The sequence below is a fragment of the Lactococcus cremoris subsp. cremoris KW2 genome, assembly GCF_000468955.1.
In the GTDB taxonomy this organism is placed as follows: domain Bacteria; phylum Bacillota; class Bacilli; order Lactobacillales; family Streptococcaceae; genus Lactococcus; species Lactococcus cremoris.
On the sequence record NC_022369.1, the window covers coordinates 1549503 to 1571433 of the forward strand.

The following is a 21931-nucleotide window of genomic DNA, read 5'->3' on the forward strand; positions in this document are numbered from 1 at the left end:
AGTTTTTTTCTTGACTTTGTTTTAGAACAATGGTATTATTTTTACCGAACAGTGTTCTAAAACAAAAAAAGAAGGTTCTTATGAATAATACAAGTGATTTTAATTTAAAAAAAGTCTTACCCGCAGTTTTAACAATTGCGATTGGGATGCTTTTAGTTATGATGGATACCACCATCATGAATGTGACACTTCCGCATATCCAAACTGCTTTTCATCAAAATTTATCTAATAGTCAGTGGGTCATTACTGCTTATACTCTGGCTATGGCAACGGTTATCCCTTTTGCAGGTTTTCTGGGGGACCGCTTTTCAGATAAACGCATTTTCGCTCTGGCAATCATTTTTTTCACCATTGCTTCACTCTTGGCAGCAAATGCGCATTCTCTTCAGAGTTTAATTATTTGGCGAATTGCCCAAGGCTTGACTGGTGGCGTCGTTGCTCCAATAGGAATTGGGATGTCCTTTAAAGTTATTCCAATGGAAAAAAGAGGCTCTATGATGGGAATTTTGGGCTTACCCATGCTACTTGCACCGACAATTGGTCCAGCACTTTCTGGTTTTTTAGTAAAATATTTTAATTGGTCAACTGTTTTTTTGATTAATCTTCCTGTAGGAATATTGGCTCTTATTTTCATCCTCTTATTTCTTCCTAACTTTCCAGCAAATAAAGCAAGTAAAATTGATTTAAAAGGCGCTCTTCTTTCTCCCTTTGCTTTTCCGATTTTAATTTATGGTGTGCATATTGGTGCAGATAAAGGTTGGTCAAATCCAAGCGCTATCGCTTTTATGTCCGTTGGTTTACTGATGCTCCTTTTGTTTATCCTCGTTGAATTACGTGTCGAAAACCCACTTTTACATTTGCGAGCTTTCACGATTCCTGAATTTACAAAAGGTATTTCACTCATGTGGCTCAATCAAATTGTTGTGTTTGGAGCCATGCTTCTTGTTCCTCTCTACTTGCAAAATATTGTGGGACTTTCCTCTGTTAATACCGGATTAATGATGGTTCCACAGGCGATTGCAAGCTTTTTAGGAATGACAATTGGTGGTCGAGTTTTTGATAAATTTGGTACGAAAGCCGCGGTTCTTCCTGGCTTTACACTTGGCGGAATCAGCCTCATCTTATTCGCGCAAATTAGTCCGCACTCTTCATTGACTTTTACGCTTTGTGCGATTATTTTACTTGGTTTAAGCCAAGGTCTGGTCAATATGCAAGTCAATAATCACGCACTACAAGCCGTTCCAATGAAAAACATTAGCCGAGTGACACCTTTAACCAACGAAATGATGCAAGTGGTCAACTCATTTGCAATTGCCTTTCTGACAGCATTTTTAAGTAGTCAAATCAAAAATCAAAGTAGTCTTTCTCCATTACAAGCTAATTTAACAGCCTTCCATCATACTTTCTGGCTTCTTCTTATCTTCGTATCCGTAGGATTTATCTCAAGTCTCTTTTTAAGAAAAAAAGTAAAAGTATAAATAAAAAAACACTGTTAAACAAACAGTGTTTTTTTATTACCAATTTTTAACCAATGATGGAATTTCCAGTAAATCTTGAATTTGTACATCTGGTTGTGCTTCGCCAGTCACTTCCAATTGTTTGGGGTTGTACCAGATTGTTTTGATTCCAGCTCTATTCCCACCTAAAATGTCGGTTGCTAGAGAATCACCAACAATTGTAAATTCCTTTTTGTTCGCTGCTTCAATGTGGTCAAAAACGTAATCAAAGAAGGCAAGAGAAGGTTTATGATGACCAACTTCTTCGCTGATAAAGATTTCTCGAAAATGATCAGAAATTCCAGATTCAAATATTCGTGGGCGTGAAACACGTGAAGTTCCATTGCTGACCACATACATTTCTGCTTCTTTTGCTGACAGTTCTGTCAGTAACTCATTTGCGTGATTGATTAGCTCGTGACCTTGTGATAAGTAAAGTTGGTATTCATCATCAACCGCTACTGGATTATAGTTTACTGACACATTTAAAGCTCGAAAAGCATGGTCAAATCGCGTGCTCAATAATTCTTCTCGAGAAAGCTTTTCCGATTCATGTAGGCGCCACAAGGCTTTATTTTCGCGTGAATAAGTCGCTCGGTTTTCTTGATTATCTTCAATTTGATAATGGGCAAAAATTTTCCCCAAAGCATCATATTCTGCTTTATCAAAATCAAGTAGAGTGTTATCGATATCAAAAAGTAGTACAGTCATTTCTATTTCCTTTGCTAAATGTATTCTTTGCATTCCTTACATTATAGCAGAAAAAAGTATCGAAAATTATTTTTTAGATTGTAGATGACAAAAAATCTACCCTAAGGCAGATTTTTAATTAATGTCTAAAATGGCGGAGTCCAGTAAAGACCATCGCAATACCATATTTATCACATGCTTCAATCACTTCTTGATCACGAACAGAGCCACCCGGTTGAACGATTGCCTTAATTCCCGCTTTGGCAATTTCATCAATATTGTCCGCAAATGGAAAAAAGGCATCTGAGCCAAGTACGGCATTTTCTTGAAGAAGGGCGTCCTTATCAGCAGTCGCTTCCAAGGCAATTTTTACCGAGCCGACACGATTAGTTTGCCCAGGGCCAACGCCAAGCGTTTGGTGGTCATTTGTTACAATGATTCCATTTGATTTGACAAATTTTACTGCTTTCCATGCAAATTTAAGGGCCGCCATTTGTTTGTCAGTTGGTTGAACTTTAGTCGCCACTGTCCATTCCTTCGGATTTTCAAGTATAACATCTTGATTTTGAACGAGAAGACCCCCAAGTACCCCTGTCACGAGCGCTTCTTTTTCTGATTGCACTTTTTTAGAAAAATCAACGGTCAAAAGACGAATATTTTTCTTTTTACTCAAAATATCCAAAGCCTCTTTACTATATGATGGAGCAATAATAATCTCAAGGAAAATCTTGCTCATTTTTTGAGCCGTTTCCTCATTGACTTCTCTATTTAAAACGATAATTCCACCAAAAATCGAAACAGGGTCCGCTTCATAAGCATAATCCCAAGCTTGTTCAATATTTTTGGCTGTTCCAATCCCACAAGGGTTCATATGTTTGAGAGCCACAACGGTTGGCTCATCAAAATCTCTTGCAATTTGCAAAGCTGCATCAGCATCACGAACATTGTTATAACTTAATTCTTTACCATGAAGTTGATGACTTTGCGCAATAGAGTAAGTTGTTGGTAATCCTGATTCATAAAAATCAGCACTTTGTTGTGGATTTTCACCATAACGCATCCCTTGTTTAAGGTCATAAGTCAAGGTTAATTTTTCGGGTTTTGTATCTTCTACTGGAAATTCTTCTGTCAAATATTGCGCAATGAGGGCATCATAACTTGCAGTATGACGAAAAACTTTTGCTGCAAGTTGCTGACGAAGTTCTAAACTTGTTTCCCCGTCTGCTGAAAGCTCTTTTTCTACTTTTTCATAATCCATCGGGTCACAGACAACTGTGACTGCCGCATGGTTTTTAGCTGCTGAGCGCAACATTGACGGCCCACCAATATCAATTTTTTCAATCATTTCTGCTTGACTACCACCAGCAAGCAAGGTTTCTTTGAAAGGATATAAATTTACAACAACCAAGTCAATCGGAGAAATATGATGTTCAACCATTGATTTCATGTGACTGTCCAAATCTCTACGTCCAAGGAGTGCACCATGAATCAGCGGATGTAATGTTTTAACTCGACCATCCATCATTTCTGGAAAGCCAGTCACTTCATCAATTGCAATATTCGGAATTCCTTCTTGGTCCAGAACTGCTTTTGTCCCTCCAGTTGAGATAATTTCCCAACCTAACTCCTGAATTTTATTTGCAAATTCTACAATACCTTCTTTGTCTGAAACACTGATAAGTGCACGTTTTGACATGATTTCCTCCAAGTTTTCTACTTACCGTTCTGTAAGTCAAGATTTTTCTGCTAAAAGTACTGATAAGTCTGTCAGTAACTATTTATCATGTCTTTATTTTACATTTATCGTTTGGAAATAAAAAGCGCTAGTTTAAAAACTAGGCTTTTTTTAATTTTATTGTTCGGAAATAACTTTCATTCTTTAATCAAGAATTCTTCATTGAAAATTCCAATATAAGGCAATTGACGATAACGTTCTGCATAATCAATTCCATAACCTACGATAAAAGCATCTGGTACTTCAAAACCGACATAATCAGCGTCAATATCTACTTTACGACCACTTGGTTTGTCTAACAAAGAGATGATTTTTACAGATTTGGCTTGACGTCCTGTCAGTAATTTTTTAAGATAAAGCAAAGTATTTCCAGTATCGATAATATCTTCAACAATCAAAATATCACGTCCATGAGCCACGGTTGATAAATCTTTCAAAATTCGAACTTCACCAGATGATGAGATTCCGTATCCATAGCTGGTGACGTCCATAAAATCAACTTCAGCATCAATTGATAATTCCTTGAGCAAGTCAACCGTAAACATGATTGACCCCTTCAAAATCCCGACAACGAGGGGATTCTTTCCCTCATAATCTCGTGAAACAACTTCAGCAAGCTCTTTGACACGTTCAGCAATTTGTTCTCTTGTAAATAAGACTTCTTTTAAATGTGGATGCATTTTTCTCTCCAATTTTTTCACAATATGCTTCCATTTTAGACTTTTTTTCAGAGAATCAAAAGGGCAAAGGCAGAGATTTGGTCTTTTTTAGCTTACAACGTTCGGAAATAGTAAAATTTATAATTCACATTTTCTTAATCAACTTTAATCACAGCCAAATCTAACATCGTTTGCGCTGTTTGAATAATGGCTGCTTCTCCCGAACGGGGTTGCCAACCTAAAAGTCTTGTTGATTTCTCATTTGAACATGCCGTATTTTGCCCCAAAAATGTGGCTGGCATCGCCAAGCTTTTATCAAAACGTGCCAAGATCTTCACTAAAAAGTCTGGAATAACTTGAGTAGAAACTTTCTTGGCTTTTGAACCAAATTCTTTTTTCAAAAATTTTGCTTGTTCCTGATAAGTAATATTTTGCCCTGATGTCGCGATAAAACGCTGACCAATGGCTTCTTCTTTTTCAAGAGCTAACAAATGTAAATCAGCAACATCACGAACATCAACATAGTCAAATGCCAAATTTAAAAGTCTAGGCATTTTTCCTTCAAACATATTTTTAATTGCCGCGCTAGAATGTGAAAAATCATTCCCAAGAATCGGTCCCATAACAGCTGTAGGTAGAACCGATGCTCCTTCAATACCATAAGCTTCTGCAAGTTTCCAAAACTCCATTTCAGCCATTGTTTTAGAACGTTGATATGCATTAATCGGAGCATCAAGCTTTGTCCAGTCTTTTTCTGTGAAGATTTCTGGATGATGCTTATGTCCCGCTAAAACAGCACCAGATGCTGAGGTCAAAACCACTCGTTTAACTCGTGCTTCCTTAGCTGCTTTCATCACAAACTTCACTCCATCTACAGCCATTTTCACCATTAAATCATCAGCATCAGGACGTTGCAAGGGTGTTGGAGAAGCGACGTGGATGACAGAATCCACTCCAATCATTGCTTTACTCCATCCTTCTTCTTTAGTTAAATCCGTTTGAACAAAGTCTAGGTCAGTAAAATCAACAATCCCTCCTTGCTTCATCATTTTCTTCACTTCTTCTTGTCTAGACATCGTCCGCAAGGTCGCCCGTACTCGATAGCCTTTTTTTAATAAAGCAATCATGATGAACATAGCAATATAACCTGAACCACCAGTTACTAGTATTAATTTTTTATTTGTATTTGTCATTTTTTCTCCTTTTTCTGTCTCCACAACATCCGTTACACTTGAAACTCATGTGGAATTATTGTACGATAGAAGTAGTAAAAATACAAGCTTAAAATCCGCTTGTGTGACAGCCTAAGGAGATGTGTAATGGCAGCGACGAACTATTCCCAAACCATCAAAAATGATACAAAAGATTTTATTACTACAGCTATTCTACAGCTTTTGGGCATTCAAAAAACATCTGAAAAGCCAAAGACTCTTGCTCAACTGACCGTTTCAAACGTTTGTCAGCGAGCCGGAGTCAGTCGAATGGCATTTTATCGTAATTTTGATTCAATCAATCAAGTCATCTATCAATACTATCAACCGCGAATTTCCGAAAGCTTTGAAATCATTCGCCAGAATGTGTCCGCAACAATAAAAATTGAGAATCAATTAAAATTTTTTGAAGACTTCAAAAATGACCTCTACCTTTCTGAAAGTCAAGGCTATGAGCCCATCATTCGTCAGATTTATATTGAAGAAATTGAAAAATTTTACGAAGAAACAAATGACGAATATTTCATTACTTTTGTGGCAACTGGAGTTTATGCTGTTTGGCGAAAATGGTTAATGAATGGTCAAGATAAACCAATTGAAGAAATTCATGAACTCATCAGAAAAATTGTCACGATTTAAGTAATAAAAAAAGACACAAAAGGTGTCTTTTTTTGACATAAAATTTATAGTCTAAGCAATTCCCTGACCTAAATGAATGATTTCATCCAAATAATTTTGAGTTTCATCATACAAATGGTGAGTAATCATAATCACAGTCAAATCGGGATTTTCTAAAATATTTTTTTCCACAGCTAGAGCGGTTTTCTTATCAACACTAGCAGTGCTTTCATCCATCACTAAAATCGGTTTTGTCCCCATTAATTCCCGCGCAACAGATAATCTTTCTTGCTGACCTCCTGATAAATTTTTATCATAAATCGTATCAAGTTTATTAAACACAAAATCATCAGCACAGGCAATTCTAATCGACTTATCAAAAATATCTGGCGAAATCTTACGACCCAAAGTCAAATTTTCCTCTATCGTTTCCCTAAAAAGGTAAGGAAATTGCATAATTACGCTCATGACATGTGGTAAAGATTTTCGGTTAATTCCCTTATAATCTTTTCCATCAAGTAAAATTTCTCCTTCATAATCTTGCTTATTGCCGACTAGCAAATTAATTAAGGTTGATTTACCACTACCACTATCCCCGATAATCGCATATTTCTTCCCTTTTTCAATGACAATTTCTGGATATTCAATTTTTGGGCCATCAGGAAAAGCGACAGACAGATTTTTTAACTCCAGTTTACTTTCAAAGTCTGTCACTTCTTCTCCGTCAGTAACTTTTGATTCGTCAGCAATTTTTCCATATTTTTCTAGCAATTTCCCAGTAGCATTGAGCAAAATCAAGCTATTTGCTACACTTTTTGAGTAATTAGTAACTGTTCCTGACAGATTTCCCACACTCATGACAACACCGATGCCTATCTGACCATTCATGATGAGAAAACCAGCAACAGCTAAAATGAAAAATTGTCCCAACATACTGGCCCCTAATAAAGAATATTGCATCCAAGCCCGAGTAAAAATTAATTTTACATTTGCCATAGCCAATTGATTAAATTTACCCATGGTTCGCTCTTGCATCAGCCCCAGTTGTTTATTGTGATAGAGCACTTCATAGCCACGTAAGTAATCTGTAGATGTCGCTAAAGCATCATTGGCAACATCTGAAACCTGTTCTGTGTCTCGTTCCACTGATTTCTTAAAGACTTTTGGAAAATAGAACAAAATGGCTCCAACTAGAAGTGTTGTCAAAAGCAATACCCAGTGGAAAAAGATGATTGCAATTCCTGAGAATAGCATCGCAACGATTCCCGTATAAACAAAATAAATCTGATGGAAACCATTATCATAAAGTAATTTTGTATCATTATTTAACCAGGAATTATAATCTTCTTTACTATTTTTTTCAAAATCAGAATAAGAAATTTCCGTCAGAGGTTCAATGATATCCCGGCGTACAGCATTAAGCTGCTTTTGTATGGCAATTTCTTTCCAAACATCACGCGCTCCCTGAACAAAACTATCGACCACCCAGAGGACAATGTCAATAGCCAACCATAAGAAAAATTGATTCATTTCTCTAGCAATCAAAGAATTGAGTACATTGGCCAAAAAGACCGAACTCAAGACCGCAAGAGCAATGTCAATCGTGATAAGTAAGAAAACCATAAAATTTTCAAATTTGAATTCTTTAAGATACTTTACCATTTTTCCTTCTCTTATTTTACTTAAGATTATGTTACCACTACATTGTAGCATTTAAATTTCAAAAGTAAATAGCGCTTACAAAAGTTTTTTAGATGTTTTATTTTCTTAAAAGAACTGAAAATTTTCTCTTATTTTTATCTTTTTTAAGCCTCATTTCTCATTTATTAATAGCCAAATAAAAAAACTTCATCATTGCTGATGAAGTATAATTTGACGAACAACTTCTGGATAGAGTTTATGTTCAGCTTCATGAACTCGCTTTTCATAAACTTCCAAACTTTCGTGATAAGCCACAGGCATTTGCGCGATAATTTCGCCAGTATCCACGCCCTCATCAACATAATGAATTGTAATTCCTAGACCATATTTTGCTTCATGTGACTCCTCAATTGCATGAGGAGAACCAGCAAAATCAGGCAGAAAAGAAGGATGAACATTAATAATCTTTCCTTTATATCTTGCCAACATCGTCGAACCGATGATTTTCATATAACCAGCCAAGAGAATTAAATCAATTTCTTGTGCTTCTAAAATTTCCACCAAAGCCTTCTCATAGTCAACTTTTGAAGTAAACTCTTTTAACTCCAAACTTGCATTTGCTACCCCTAATTTATCAGCACGTTCAAGTACATAAGCATCATGATGATCTGAAAAAACAAATTTCACTTCCTTAGGAAATTGTTCAGCTAGTGTTTGAAAGTTAGAGCCATTTCCTGATGCAAATACTGCAATTTTCATTCTATCCCCTATTCTTAATGAAAAAAGATTATTTTTTAATAACTACTGGTGCCTCTTGTCGATTAACCATTTGACCAATCTCAAAAGCATTCAACTCTTTTTTGAGAGCAGCAGCATTTTCAGGAGCAACAGCGATAACCATTCCAATCCCCATATTGAAAATTTCATACATTTCTTCGTGTTTGATGTTGCCATATTTTTCAAGAGCCTTGAAAATTGGTAAAACATCCCAAGAACCTTCGACAATTTCGGCTGACAAGCTATTTCCGAACATTCTTGGTAAGTTTTCATGGAATCCTCCACCCGTAATATGAGCAATTCCTTTTATTTTATTTTGCTTAATCAAAGGCAAGAGCTCTTTGACATAAATTTTGGTCGGAGTTAAAAGAGTATCAATCAAAGATTGGTCGAGTTCAGGTAATGTTTCATTCAAATCAAAGTCAGCAAAAACTTTCCGAACCAAAGAGTATCCATTAGAATGAATCCCAGACGAAGCTAGACCAAGCAAAATGTCTCCTGCTTCCACATCTTTTTCGCCATCAATTAATTGTGATTTTTCAGCCACGCCAACGGAAAAACCGGCCAAATCATAATCATCTTCATCATACATTCCGGGCATTTCAGCTGTTTCTCCACCAATCAGCGCTGCTCCTGCTTGCAAGCAACCTTCGGCCACTCCAGCTACGACTTGCTCCAATTTTTCAGGAACATTTTTCCCTGTGGCAATATAATCCAAAAAATACAACGGCTCGGCCCCAGCAGCAATAATATCGTTAACGCACATGGCCACGCAATCAATTCCAATCGTATCATGTTTGTCTGCTTGAATGGCTAACATCAATTTTGTTCCCACACCATCTGTCCCTGAAATCAATACAGGCTCTTTGACATCAAGCACAGATAAGTCAAAACTTCCACCAAAACCACCCAGTGCCCCAAGCACTCCTAAACGTTCGGTTTTAGCAACGTGCTTCTTAATACGAGAAACCACCTCATATCCTGCTTCTACATCTACCCCAGATTTTGCATACGCATTCTCAGCCATCTTCATCTCCATTCATAAGAAAGTTTATCTACCTCTATGTTAAAGTATTTGTTCGGAAATAAAAAGTTCTAGCAGAAGTTGCTAGAACTTTTTGGTAGGATTGTTCGGAAAAATCCATAATTTTTTTACTATAAAATATAATCAAATAAATATTGAAAAAGTTTATTTGCGAAATAAGAGGTAGCAATAACAATTATGACAAAAGCAAATATTACCCCTACAGAAAACATCTGTTGCATTTGGCCACTATCTTTTATACCAATGCTGATTAAAAATGATTCCATTGATTTTAATTTTAAATCTTTAGCAGTAACCCCTACTATTCCCATAATGAAAGAAAATGCTGTAACAGGAATTAATGAAGCTTTTGTAAAATCAGAATGCTTGTTCAATAATTTTTGATACTTTTCATTTATATTTTCTTTTGCTTTTTTATTTAGGAGTCTCCTCATCATGCCTACGTTAATTAATACAACATAAAGAATAATAGCAAAAATAATTTCAAAAATTCCATCCAAATTTTGAATCAAATGATTGCCAAAATAATAGTTTTTCGAGAAAAATGATTGTATTGCCGCCCAAAATAACATAATTCTAAAAAAAGATAAGAAATACATAAGAGCAGGTGAGCTATAGGGAAATAAGTCAAATTTTTTAGTTAAAAACCAGTAGCTAACTTTATCTTCTACCAAATTTGGAATAAATAGATCTAACGAATAGGGAATTCCAAAAAGCAATAAAAGTAAAAGTGAATCCAAACTTGAAGAAATAACAACTGGTAATATCATTTCTATTCTAAGATAGCAAATAAATATCAATAAAAAAGCAAATGTAATCACTCCTGATTTATGATTGATTATAAAATTTTTAACTAACCCAAGTCCTATTCTAAATCCACTTTCCATATAGCTCCTTTAATATTTTTGTAATGTAGTATTTCTTGAAAATAAAGAATTACCTAAAAATTTTTAAATAAGAAATCATGCTATTTAACCTTAAAGTTTTACACTGTACCGCCAATTCCCTTAAATTTCTCAACAAAAGCACTTATCTTTTCAAAAACTGTTTGTTTTTTCGTATGATAAGCTGGATTTAAAGGACTCATTTTTGGCAATGTTTCATTAAGTTCATTCCCATTTTCACTCGCATACTCTCGTTTAAGAGAAACCTTAATATAGCGTTTTGCACTTTTTTCATTTAATCCTTCTTCTTCAATGAGCTGAGCCATTTCTTTTTGCTGCTCTTTTTGCGCAAAAGTATAAAACTTCTCAAGAATTTCAGGACGATTTTTAATCGCATTGATATTCGTGTTCCTGATAAAATCTACAATTAGACTTTCTTTCGCTCGATTTCCAACGCTTGCACGGATTGTCCGAATAATTTCATCAATCAGCTGGTCCTTATCCGAAACTTTCTTATTTGTTTCAAAAATCAATTCTAAAATATAATCTAAATTGATTTCTTGCGATTTCAAAAGTTCCACTTCAAAAGTAACAGAATCCCAATCTACTGTTGATTCTTCTTGCTTTTGGTTCCGTCGTTCATTCGTGTACCATTCTCGAATATCGTTATAGGTCGAGCGATAGTCTTGAATTTCTCGAACATTTGGAATTTCTAGCTGTTCAAGTTCCTGAATCTTTTCATCATCTAAATAAAATTTTGTTTTTAGCTCCTCAACCGCCTGCTCATCTGACAAATCAATTTCTTGTAAAGCCTGCAATCCTGCAAATTCATCATAGTTTTGCAAAATGTTATCCAGCTTCAAAAATTCCCCGAAGAGTTTAACAAATTGCTTCTTATCTGCTTCTTTATCAATTTTATCTGGTTCTGGGAATTTCTCTTTTAGCTCATGAACAACATCTAAATAACCTCGTCTAGCTTCATCTGTTTCATCATCTTTAAAACCATTCATGTATTCATTATAGGGACGTTCAAGGAGCACTTCTGCAGTTTGAGATTTTCCAAATAAAGTAATCGCCGCTTTTGTTTTACTTTCCAAATCACGGAAGGTCACAATATTACCAAAAGATTTTGTCGCATCATAAATTCGGTTAGTCCGTGAAAAGGCTTGAATCAAACCATGATATTGCAAATTTTTATCCACGAATAAGGTATTTAATGTCGGTGCATCAAAACCTGTCAAGAACATTCCTACAACAATTAGTAAGTCAACTTCTTTATTTTTAACACGTTTGGCTAAATCTTTATAATAATTTTGGAAGCTCTTTCCCTCGACAGAAAAAGAACCATTAAATTTCTTATTATAGTCGTTAATTGCACGCGTTAAAAACTCTTTCGCACTATAATCTAAGGCTGTGGGTTCAAAACTTTCATCTTCAATGTCACCAATCGCATTTTGGTTTTCATTTGCTGCAAAAGAAAAGATGGTTGCAATCGTCAGTTTCTTCTCAGCTTTTTCTTGCAATTTTTGGAGTTCTTCATAATAAAGTTTTGCTGCTTCGACACTTGACACAGCAAACATACCATTAAACCCTTTTCCTGCTGTTCGGTGCGTTTTCTGCGCAAAATGATTTAAGATATAGTCTGAAATTTCATGAATTCGGGTGGGATGAAGTAAGGCTTGCCGATTTTCAGCCGCTGATAATTTTTGCTCATCTGTTTCAGCTTCTAGCCTTGCAAACTGCGGACGAACATCGTTATAATCCACCATAAATTTGAGGACTTTTTGGTCGCGAATGGCATCCGTAATCACATAAGCATGTAATTCCCGCCCAAAGACAGAAGCTGTTGTTTCACTCCCCAAAGCATTCTCAGGAAAAATTGGTGTCCCTGTAAAGCCAAATTGGTAATAATGCTTAAACTTCTTTTTCAGATTTTTTTGTGCCTCACCAAATTGACTACGGTGGCATTCATCAAAGATAAAGACCACTTGCTTCTCATAAATCTCGTGTGCCTCTGTCGTTTTCATGAGATTATTGAGCTTTTGAATAGTTGTGACAATGATTTTATTGTCTTCTTTTTCAATATTTCGTTTCAAACCAGCCGTGCTATCAGAACCATTCACACTGTCTGGTGAAAAACGTTGATATTCTTTCATGGTCTGATAGTCGAGGTCTTTTCGATCTACCACAAAGAAAACTTTGTCAACAAATTCCAGTTCCGTCGCAAGCCGAGCAGCTTTAAACGAGGTCAACGTTTTACCAGAGCCTGTAGTATGCCAGATATAGCCACCTGTCTCAGTCCCCGCTTTTAACTTTGAATCATGAGCAGACTTGATTTTCCAAAGAATACGCTCCGTTGCAGCAATCTGATAAGGACGCATGATTAAAAGGGTGTTGCTTGAATCAAACACCGAATAGTTCATCAAAACATTGAGTAATGTCCGTTTACTCAAAAAAGTCGCCGTGAAATCTTTCAGGTCTTTAATCGGTTCATTGTCTTTACGCGCCCAATTCATGGTAAAATCAAAGGAATTTTTATCCCGCTTTGTGGTATTCGCAAAATAACGGGTGTCTGTCCCGTTTGAAATCACAAAAATTTGTAAATATTTGAAAAGGGAATTTTCTCCGTTAAAACTTTCTTTACTATAACGATGAATTTGATTAAAGGCTTCACGGATAGAAACTCCACGTTTTTTCAGCTCAATCTGTACCAAAGGCAAACCATTTACTAAAATCGTCACATCATAACGATTCGCATGACTCCCTTTTTGTTTCATCTGGTTGATGACTTGCACTTTATTACGCGCAATATTTTTCTTATCCAATAGATAAATATTTTGAATATGTCCATCATCAAAAATAAAGTCATAGACATGGTCATCATGAATTTTACGTGTGCATTCGACAATGCCATCACTTGCTTTATTGAGATACTCTGATAAAAGGCGCTCCCACTCATTATCAGAAAATTGAACAGCATTCAATTCTTCTAGTTGAACACGTAAATTTCCAAATAACGCTTCTGGCGTTACTAAATAATTAGCATAATCATAGCCTTGCTGCTGTAAATCTGAAATCATCTCATGTTCAAGATCTGACTCGGATTGGAAGTTCCCTTTTTGTTCAAGTTTTGTCCATTTATCTAAGACGATGAAGTTATTGGATTCGATGATAGATTGTGTGTCCGTTATTTCTTGCATATTGGTTCTATCCTAATTCTTTATCTCTAAAAAATGATAAAGTTGAATAATCGGTTATTGATGAGTGCAATTTAGTTTTCATAAAAGCTGAAAGAGTATATGCACTGTTCATGATTCTCCTTATTGTATCTTCACTTACTTTTTTTCTTGTTGACTTATTATTTAAATCTCTTAAGATTTCTATAAAATCATGCCCTTGTGTTAGATTTAATAATTCACCCTCAGTTCTATCTTCTCTAGCTTCTAGCCTAGCTTTCATATATATCTTCTCCTTTTTATTAAAATCTACTTTCGGGGTACACGAATCAATCATCTTAATAAGTTCATCCAGAATGATTTTTCTCTCTTCACTACTAATGAGTTTTGACAGAGTTACCCCCTTAAAATTCAAGCCACTTCCGTTCTCAAAGTTACATTTTCTCAATATAGTTATACTTTCAAATCTATGTAAAACTTTACACCTAGAGTTCTCATCGACATCAACATCAATTTGTTCGAGAACTTTTTTATACACCCCATCGTTTGAGAACACCATCATCTCCAAACAAGAATAATCATAATAAAATATATTTTCTTGTTCTGAATTTTTTTGTACGTCAAAATCTCTATCGCAAATTCCTATCACGTTCCTATTAATAACCCTTTCGCATTTTTCAATGATTTCAAAAACCCCTGACTTCCCTGTTGATGATTCCAGAATTATTGTTTGTTCTGACTTTACAGTTTTAAGTAAATTTATGTCATCTATCCCCTCAACAACAATAATTGGTGTTTTGGGCTTTGCATTCAAAGTCATTATTATTTCATTGGCGATTGAGTCTGATGTAACTGCATCAAAAACTGAGTTACTGCTCATTGTTATAGAGTCCTCCTAAATCTACTTGTATATCCCGGTGATTTCCTATGATCTGAGGAGAATGTGTAGCAATAATTACTTTCAAATCATTCATGTGAGTAACTTTTAATAAATCATCTAAAAACTTTTGTTGCCAAATAATATGTAAAGATAGCTCTGGTTCATCAATTAGCAATAGGTCATAATTATCTGTATTAAAAATTAAATCAAAAAATAACACAATTTCTTGTTTTTCTCCTGAGGATAATTTATTTAATTCAAGCTCTCGATCATTATCTCTTATTATTAAACCCACCTCCCGTGAAATTTCAAGTTTTTTAAAAGTCAAACGACTATTGATTATATTAGTAAATAAATCTAACTGATTAATCAATTTTTCAAAAACTTTGTATTTTTCAGAGAAATCATCAAAGTATATTTTCAGAGCGGTTGCATATTTTTCATCAAAAATTCCCTCTTCTAGTAATGATATCGTTGTCAGATTATATTCTTTTAATTTTTCAAATTTTAAACGAGCTTCTGATAAATTTTTTTCATACTCTGATTTACTAATTCCATCTACTGATTTTAGTAATCTGCTAGGATAGGTACTATCAAGTTTATTTGCTTCAGTTGAATACTGACTTGATACTTTTTCTATGATTTCCCTCAATAATTTTGGAAGTTCAACAACGGCATCAGAGTTATCCTCTTCTCTCCCCCTTCTATCATAAGTACGTTTTATTAATCTCTGGTCTGAAACTAATCTTGTTTTACCACTTAATTCTGTCATTTGAGTTAAAATCTGAACAATTTCATGTAATCTAGTTTTTTCTGGATCCATTTCAACACTACTGTTCATGATATCAAACATATTTTCAACATCATCTTCATCAAAAAAATCATATACTGACATAATCCTATCATTTCTTATATCAATAATCTCTGTATCGCTAAATTGTCGATAATAAGGCGCTCTATGCCTTATATTAAAAAATAACTTTCGAAACCCAGGGTCTTTAGGAGTAAAAGGAATAGCGTTAAAAAATATTTCCCCTTTCTTTTTCGAGATTTCAAATTTCTTTTTATCTTCAAAATAAATTCTTATTTTTGAAAATTCTAGTTTAAAGAAAAATCCTATTTTTTTATTGCTGATAGCATCTATTATATTAAGAATAGTCGATTTCCCATAACCGTTCGGTCCCGTAATAATAGTTACTCCTCCTTGTTCCATTCGAATAACATATTCAAATCTCCCAAACAAATTTTCAATTTCTAATTTTTTTATCATTTAATTTCCCTTTTTCTTTTTTAATATGTTTAAAATTCAACAACTGTTCACGGTAATAGGCATATTGTTTCTGACGAAGAGTGATTTCCTCAGGCAAAAGTCCTGACACGTTCTCTGTCAGAGCTTGGAATTTGTCGAGGATTTCGACGATTTTGGACTGGAGTTTGAGAGAGGGTAGAGGAATTTCGATTTTATTCAAATTTTCTTGCGTTAATTTTGGCTGTGCAGCTGTTGAGATATATTTGCTAATATCAATTTTACTAAAATAATATTCTACAAATTTTCGAGTTGCATAATTATCAAACTTGACAACATGAACATGATTATTTACCCACATTCTACCACTTGCTGAAAATGCAATCGGTGTTGAACGCGCAAGTAAATTCGCACCATCTTCCGAAATCAAAAGATAGTCTCCGTCAAAAATATAATCTTTAACATAATCTACAATGCCAGAAGCTCCATAATATGGATATTCTCCAGCTTCACGATTATTCTTAGTAATTGGCTTTCTTTTAGAGTCAAGATTTTCACCAATTTCCCCCAATGTCGTCCAACGAACCATGAGTGACTCATCAGAGTCACTCTGACTTGGGAAAGTCAGTAGCTGGTCGCGATAGTAAGAATATTGCTTTTGACGTAACGTCAGCTCCGCCGTCAGCTCCGCCGTCAGCTCCGTAACATAATCTGTCATTTTGTCAAGTATTTCGACCACTTTTTGCTGGATTTCGAGGGAGGGGATGGGGATTTTAATTTTTGACATGTCAGTTGCGGAAACATCTATTACCTTTGTTCCTTTAGCCAATTTTCGTTTTTCTTTTTGAAAATCGTTAGTTTTTGTAAGATAAACAAGATATTTCCCGTCTAAGATTTCTCTATTTGGACTGATAACCGTTGCGTGTCCGCCAGTTGCAATTTCATAATCGCCCAGCCAGCCGACAGCAGTTCCTACATCTTCATAGTTTTCAGAGGTATTTGTAATAATCACATCGCCTTTTTCCGCTTTGACAAGTTTGTCAAAAAGCTCGGACTTCACATACGAAATTACAGAATCTGCAAAATTCCCATAGTGTGTATAAATTTGACCATAATGAATTACTGGTTTACCAATTTCCACAAAATCTTTCTTTTGTAAACCATTGCCACGTTTTAGTTCTGCTATTTCTCCCAAAGGTTTCCATTCCACATCAGCACCTTGTATCAGTTCCAAAAGACTACTGTTCATTTTGCACCTCTTTCCAATGAGTCTTGAAATGGTCCTCAGCATTATTGTCAATGAAAAGTTGTTTGAAAAGTTGCTTTAATTCCTCTGCAGACTCCGTAAAAGATTCTGCAGAGATATTTTCAATCGCTAAATGTGAATTTACATTAAAGAGCTTCAAATATTGCTCCTTTCCTTTATAAAATTCATCTCGATTCAAAGAATTGAAACCAATATAAGTTTCAATAATTCTCCTCATTGAATTAAGCATTGAGTTTCGTAAATCATTATCAACTAAGGACTGTAATTCGTACCAAATTGCATCATAATTAGTCTTGAAATCATCTGTTTCAGTTTTTATCAACTTAAATTTTCCGTCTTGTAGTCGATAAAAATTGTTTTTATCATATTTTGAAGTTTCTATTAATTTTGGCTTTCCAGCTCCATTTAATTTAAGAGAACCATCTTCATTTTTATCTATTTTATTCTCTTTATAATATCCTTGGGGTTGAACATTCAAGTAGAAATGAACATTGTGAGTTAAAATAATCAAATGGTCTCTTTGTAGATTAAACTTAGTCTTATACCCATCTTTTGTCGATTGATACAACTTTTGAAGTTCTGTGATAATCAAATATTGCATCGTATCATCATTAGAGTTCATTGGGTCATCAAAAATAATAATTTTGGGCTTACCATTCTGTTCTTCTTTTACTTCTTCCAACTTTTCAACGAAATAAAGAAAGGCAATAATATTTTTCTCTCCCGTAGAAAGAAGCTTAACACTTCTTTCTTTAGCATCTTGGAGAACATTATAGTAACCCTCATCTTCGCTTCCAGCAAAATGCAGTTCCCACGGAACACTCTGTCTCAGCTTCTCATTAATATGGTCTATTGCCTGTTGCTCAGCCTTGGGTTTCAGTTGCTCAATTTCAGCTTGCAAAGTTGAAATTTCTAATTCGAGCGCTTTTGCCTTTGCGGTTTGATCATCTACTGCTTTTTGAGCTGCATCTTGTGAGCTTTTAAGGTTTGCTAATTTAGAAATTTCGACTGCATAATTTTCATTATCAAGTAAAACCTTTATTTCATGGTAACGCAATTCGTTTCTTGCTTTAATTTGTTCATCAGTAAAATTTTGGGTAAATGTATCATTCTCATCAACTAAATCATTATAATCATCAAAATTTAGGTTTTCAGGTAGAGAAATAAGTAAATCATCTGAAACCTCAAATAAATTCTTTTCCTTATCATCCAGTGCTTTAGATAATATATCCCAAAAATTATTTAGTTGTTCTCGCTTAAGTGTATCAATATTAGCTTTCTGCTCACTTGCTTTGCCTTTAAGTGATGGGTAGAAGTCAGATACTACAATATTAACCTGATTTAATTTTTCAATTTCTTGACTTATTATAGACTTTCCATTTATAATTCTATCCTTCAACGCTTTAACTTTATCTGCATCAAAGTAACGTTTTAATTCCTCAAGTTTGGTATCTTCAATGACATTGCCACAAAACGCACAAATTTCATTATGAGTATCTTTATATATCGCTAGTCCCTGTTCAGCAAAATGGCGTTTAGCTTGATTGTCGCTGATTCGTTCTATAGCAATTTCTTCCTCAACTTTACTTGCAAGGATTTCATTCACAGACTTCAAATACTTGTCGAAATCAGGACTATGATAAATTATTTTATTTGCCGTTTTTTCTTCCGTTTTTAGCGTTTGTTTGAATTGTTCAATCTCAGTATTTTGGAGGAGTTTCGCTTTTGATATTTCACCTTTAAACTTGGGAGCCTGATAGCTTCTAGCATTTTCAACGATTACAGGATTATGTTTCTCACTAATTTGTTTAGCTGCACGAGTACGGAAAAATTTTATTGTTTCATCTTTGTTTTTGAAAACTTTTTGTGCCTTTTCAAGTTTCGTAAACAAATTTTCGCCATCAGCTTCAGGTTTAGTGATTTGCTCATTTATAGAATTCCACTCTTTTGTCTTTTCCTCAACTTGCTGAGATTTTTCTTTGATTTTTTCTTCATTTTCCCCAGCATTCACAGCTAATGCAAAAGCATCAAGATTTTCATTTTCTCCAATCAATGATGAAAAGCCATTAAAAATCTGTACATCAAAATCTGCTTGTTTCTGTGCTTTGATAATCTTTGACAACGTTGATTTCCCCGAGCCATTCTTAGCAAAAATAAAATTTTTATTTTTCAGACAAATATCTGCATCAGAAAATATTTTACTTCCATCATCAAACTGATGTTGAGCCAAATTTATTGTTAATTCACTCATTTTTTCCACCTTCGTTCGTTCCAATCTCCGGATAAAAATACTCCACCCACTCTTTATAAACGTCTTGCGCCACCAAACAAGTTTCAATCAAATAGCCTGGCTGAGTCGCAAACTCAAGTAAACCGCGATAATAAAACAACTTCTTATCATTATCAATCACAAAAGGCACAATGTTCTGCTTCAAACATTCCCGAAAAAGAATCAAACGTCCAACACGTCCATTTCCGTCTTGAAAAGGATGAATCCGCTCAAAATGCTCATGAAAAGCAATTAAATCATTGAAAGTGGTTGCTGACTTTGCCAAATAATCATCAAGAAGACTTGAAATGTCCTGCTCCACATTTTCTGGCAGACTGGTTTTAATATCGCCCACTTCATTAGGAATTTTCTTCCAGTCGCCAACATTAAAATAAGCTTTGTGACTGTCGCTCGTGCCTTCTTTTAGAATTTTATGAAAAGTCTTAATGATTTTCTTGCTCAAACCTTCGTCAATCGTGTCAAGTAGATAGTCAAATGCTCGAAAGTGATTGCTGGTTTCGATGATATCATCGACTGGCAAACCGTCCGCATCAAAACCAATCGTCTTCGTCTCAAAGACGTAGCGCGTCTGTTCTTCGGTCAGCTTACTACCTTCAATTCGGTTAGAATTGTAAGTCAAGCTGACTTGCGTTTTGTGATAGAGCCCACCTTTAAGCCCATTTTTTCGTTCTTCTAGCAATTTCTCTAAAATCTGATTTTTCATTTGCTCAACTCCTGCACAATCTCATCAATCTCAGACCGGAGTTTTGTTATTTTCTCAACAGTCGTCTTAATCTCTTGATTAAGCACGTCAATATCAATCTTCTCTGTCAAATCCTCTGCTTCCACATAGCTAGAAACTGAGAGATTATAGTTGTTTTCGACAATCGCATCAAATTTGACAGCTTTTGAGAAATAACCTAACTCCTCTTTTTTATCAAAATGAGTAAGGATTTTACCAATATTATCTGGCGTTAAGATGTTATTATTGGTTTCTTTTTTGAACTCTTTACTGGCATCAATAAAAAAAGTATCAGTATTCGGCTTATTCTTTGCCAAAATCAAGATACAAGTGGCGATACTTGTTCCAAAGAAAAGATTGGCGGGTAATTGGATAACGGCTTCCACAAAGTTATTATCAATCAGATATTTACGAATCTTTTGCTCAGCCCCCCCACGATAAAAAATCCCTGGGAAAGTGACAATAGCTGCCCGTCCTTTCGCTGACAAATAACTTAAGGCGTGCATGATAAAAGCAAAATCTGCTTTTGATTTGGGTGCTAAAACACCTGCTGGACTAAAGCGGTCATCATTAATCAAAGTCGGATCATCTGAGCCAATCCATTTGATGGAGTAAGGAGGGTTTGACACAATCGCATCAAAGGGTTTGTCATCACTATGCAGCGGATTGATAAGCGTATCCCCACGTTTAATATCAAATTTATCATAGTTGATATTATGTAAAAACATATTCATCCGTGCAAGGTTATAAGTGGTCATATTGATTTCTTGACCAAAGAACCCTTCTTCAATGATGTGTTCTGAGAATTGTTTTCTGGCTTGGAGCAAAAGAGAGCCTGAACCACAGGCAGGGTCATAGATTTTATTAATTTTATTGTTTTCATCTTTACCCAGCATGACAATTTTAGCGAGGAGTGCTGAGACAGATTGAGGGGTAAAAAACTCCCCACCTGATTTACCTGCATTTGAGGCATAGTTTGAAATCAAAAATTCATAAGCATCACCAAAAAGATCGATTTGATTATCTTCAAAACGACCAAAATTTAGTTTAGCGATTCCTTCAAGAACATCAGCTAAGCGTTTATTCTTCTCTGCAACCGTATTTCCTAAGCGATTACTTGTCGTGTCCAAATCATCAAACAAGCCTTTAATATCATTTTCAGAAGCATAGCCCACCGCACTTGCTTCAATGGCGGCGAAAATTTCTTTTAGCTTTGTATTTAAATCATCATTTTCACGTGCAGTCTTAACAACATTTGAGAAAAGCTGACTGGGTGCAATGTAATAACCTTTCGTTTTTACTGCGTCATCAATAATCTCAGTGCTAATCGCTTCATCTGGGTAATCCGCATAGTGAACTTCTGGGTCACCTGCTTCTATATAATTTTGAAAGTTTTCACTGATAAAACGGTAGAACAAAATCCCTAGAATGTACTGCTTAAAGTCCCAGCCGTCCACAGCACCGCGGACTTGGTCAGCAATAGACCAGATATTTCGTTGTAGTTCTTGTCTTTGATTTTGTGTGGTCATGTTTTTCTCCAGATTTCTTATACTGCTCTTATTTTACCATTTTATCAAATATTAGTCAGCTTGAAA

17 protein-coding genes are annotated in these 21931 nt (G+C 35.1%); 2 read left to right on the forward strand and 15 right to left on the reverse strand.

Features of this window, described 5'->3' with window-relative positions:
• The first annotated feature begins 80 nt into the window (after positions 1-80).
• Complete coding sequence (locus tag KW2_RS07310) at positions 81-1478, forward strand: MDR family MFS transporter (RefSeq protein WP_021037493.1); 1398 nt, start codon at positions 81-83, stop codon at positions 1476-1478.
• 36 nt (positions 1479-1514) lie between these two features.
• Here the strand turns inward: KW2_RS07310 and KW2_RS07315 are convergent, their stop codons facing one another.
• The 4 genes from KW2_RS07315 to KW2_RS07330 all read right to left on the reverse strand — a co-directional run bounded on the left by KW2_RS07315 (position 1515) and on the right by KW2_RS07330 (position 5773).
• Complete coding sequence (locus KW2_RS07315; protein WP_011834928.1) at positions 1515-2207, reverse strand: YjjG family noncanonical pyrimidine nucleotidase; 693 nt, start codon at positions 2205-2207, stop codon at positions 1515-1517.
• 118 nt (positions 2208-2325) lie between these two features.
• Positions 2326-3882 carry a bifunctional phosphoribosylaminoimidazolecarboxamide formyltransferase/IMP cyclohydrolase gene (gene purH, locus KW2_RS07320; RefSeq protein ID WP_021037494.1) on the reverse strand — a complete coding sequence of 519 codons (1557 nt, stop codon included), beginning with the start codon at positions 3880-3882 and terminating at the stop codon, positions 2326-2328.
• 176 nt (positions 3883-4058) lie between these two features.
• Complete coding sequence (gene hpt / locus KW2_RS07325; protein WP_021037495.1) at positions 4059-4601, reverse strand: hypoxanthine phosphoribosyltransferase; 543 nt, start codon at positions 4599-4601, stop codon at positions 4059-4061.
• A gap of 134 nt (positions 4602-4735) precedes the next feature.
• Complete coding sequence (locus KW2_RS07330; protein ID WP_021037496.1) at positions 4736-5773, reverse strand: NAD-dependent epimerase/dehydratase family protein; 1038 nt, start codon at positions 5771-5773, stop codon at positions 4736-4738.
• 126 nt (positions 5774-5899) lie between these two features.
• Between KW2_RS07330 and KW2_RS07335 the strand changes: the two genes are divergently transcribed.
• Positions 5900-6430 carry a TetR/AcrR family transcriptional regulator gene (locus KW2_RS07335; protein ID WP_011834925.1) on the forward strand — a complete coding sequence of 177 codons (531 nt, stop codon included), beginning with the start codon at positions 5900-5902 and terminating at the stop codon, positions 6428-6430.
• A gap of 51 nt (positions 6431-6481) precedes the next feature.
• Here KW2_RS07335 and KW2_RS07340 read toward each other — a convergent pair whose 3' ends face one another.
• The 11 genes from KW2_RS07340 to KW2_RS07390 all read right to left on the reverse strand — a co-directional run bounded on the left by KW2_RS07340 (position 6482) and on the right by KW2_RS07390 (position 21865).
• On the reverse strand, positions 6482-8071 hold the full coding sequence (locus KW2_RS07340; protein WP_021037497.1) for an ATP-binding cassette domain-containing protein: 1590 nt from the start codon (positions 8069-8071) through the stop codon (positions 6482-6484).
• Between the two features lie 189 nt (positions 8072-8260).
• Positions 8261-8809 (reverse strand): phosphoribosylglycinamide formyltransferase, encoded by a 549-nt coding sequence (purN, locus tag KW2_RS07345; protein WP_021037498.1) that lies wholly within the window; start codon positions 8807-8809, stop codon positions 8261-8263.
• Between the two features lie 28 nt (positions 8810-8837).
• Entirely contained in the window at positions 8838-9854 is a 1017-nt protein-coding gene (gene purM / locus KW2_RS07350; RefSeq protein WP_021037499.1) for a phosphoribosylformylglycinamidine cyclo-ligase, read from the reverse strand.
• Between the two features lie 128 nt (positions 9855-9982).
• Positions 9983-10759, reverse strand: a complete 777-nt coding sequence (locus KW2_RS07355; RefSeq protein WP_021037500.1) for a hypothetical protein — start codon at positions 10757-10759, stop codon at positions 9983-9985.
• Between the two features lie 98 nt (positions 10760-10857).
• On the reverse strand, positions 10858-13956 hold the full coding sequence (locus tag KW2_RS07360) for a type I restriction endonuclease subunit R (RefSeq protein ID WP_021037501.1): 3099 nt from the start codon (positions 13954-13956) through the stop codon (positions 10858-10860).
• Positions 13957-13963: 7 nt separating this feature from the next.
• Positions 13964-14812 carry a DUF4435 domain-containing protein gene (locus KW2_RS07365; RefSeq protein ID WP_021037502.1) on the reverse strand — a complete coding sequence of 283 codons (849 nt, stop codon included), beginning with the start codon at positions 14810-14812 and terminating at the stop codon, positions 13964-13966.
• On the reverse strand, positions 14802-16082 hold the full coding sequence (locus tag KW2_RS07370) for an AAA family ATPase (RefSeq protein WP_021037503.1): 1281 nt from the start codon (positions 16080-16082) through the stop codon (positions 14802-14804). The genes KW2_RS07365 and KW2_RS07370 overlap by 11 nt, the downstream gene beginning before the upstream one ends.
• Positions 16060-17307 carry a restriction endonuclease subunit S gene (locus tag KW2_RS07375; protein ID WP_021037504.1) on the reverse strand — a complete coding sequence of 416 codons (1248 nt, stop codon included), beginning with the start codon at positions 17305-17307 and terminating at the stop codon, positions 16060-16062. The genes KW2_RS07370 and KW2_RS07375 overlap by 23 nt, the downstream gene beginning before the upstream one ends.
• Positions 17297-19576, reverse strand: a complete 2280-nt coding sequence (locus tag KW2_RS07380) for an AAA family ATPase (protein ID WP_021037505.1) — start codon at positions 19574-19576, stop codon at positions 17297-17299. The genes KW2_RS07375 and KW2_RS07380 overlap by 11 nt, the downstream gene beginning before the upstream one ends.
• Complete coding sequence (locus KW2_RS07385; RefSeq protein WP_021037506.1) at positions 19569-20318, reverse strand: Fic family protein; 750 nt, start codon at positions 20316-20318, stop codon at positions 19569-19571. The genes KW2_RS07380 and KW2_RS07385 overlap by 8 nt, the downstream gene beginning before the upstream one ends.
• Positions 20315-21865 carry a type I restriction-modification system subunit M gene (locus KW2_RS07390; protein ID WP_021037507.1) on the reverse strand — a complete coding sequence of 517 codons (1551 nt, stop codon included), beginning with the start codon at positions 21863-21865 and terminating at the stop codon, positions 20315-20317. The genes KW2_RS07385 and KW2_RS07390 overlap by 4 nt, the downstream gene beginning before the upstream one ends.
• Positions 21866-21931 lie beyond the last annotated feature (66 nt).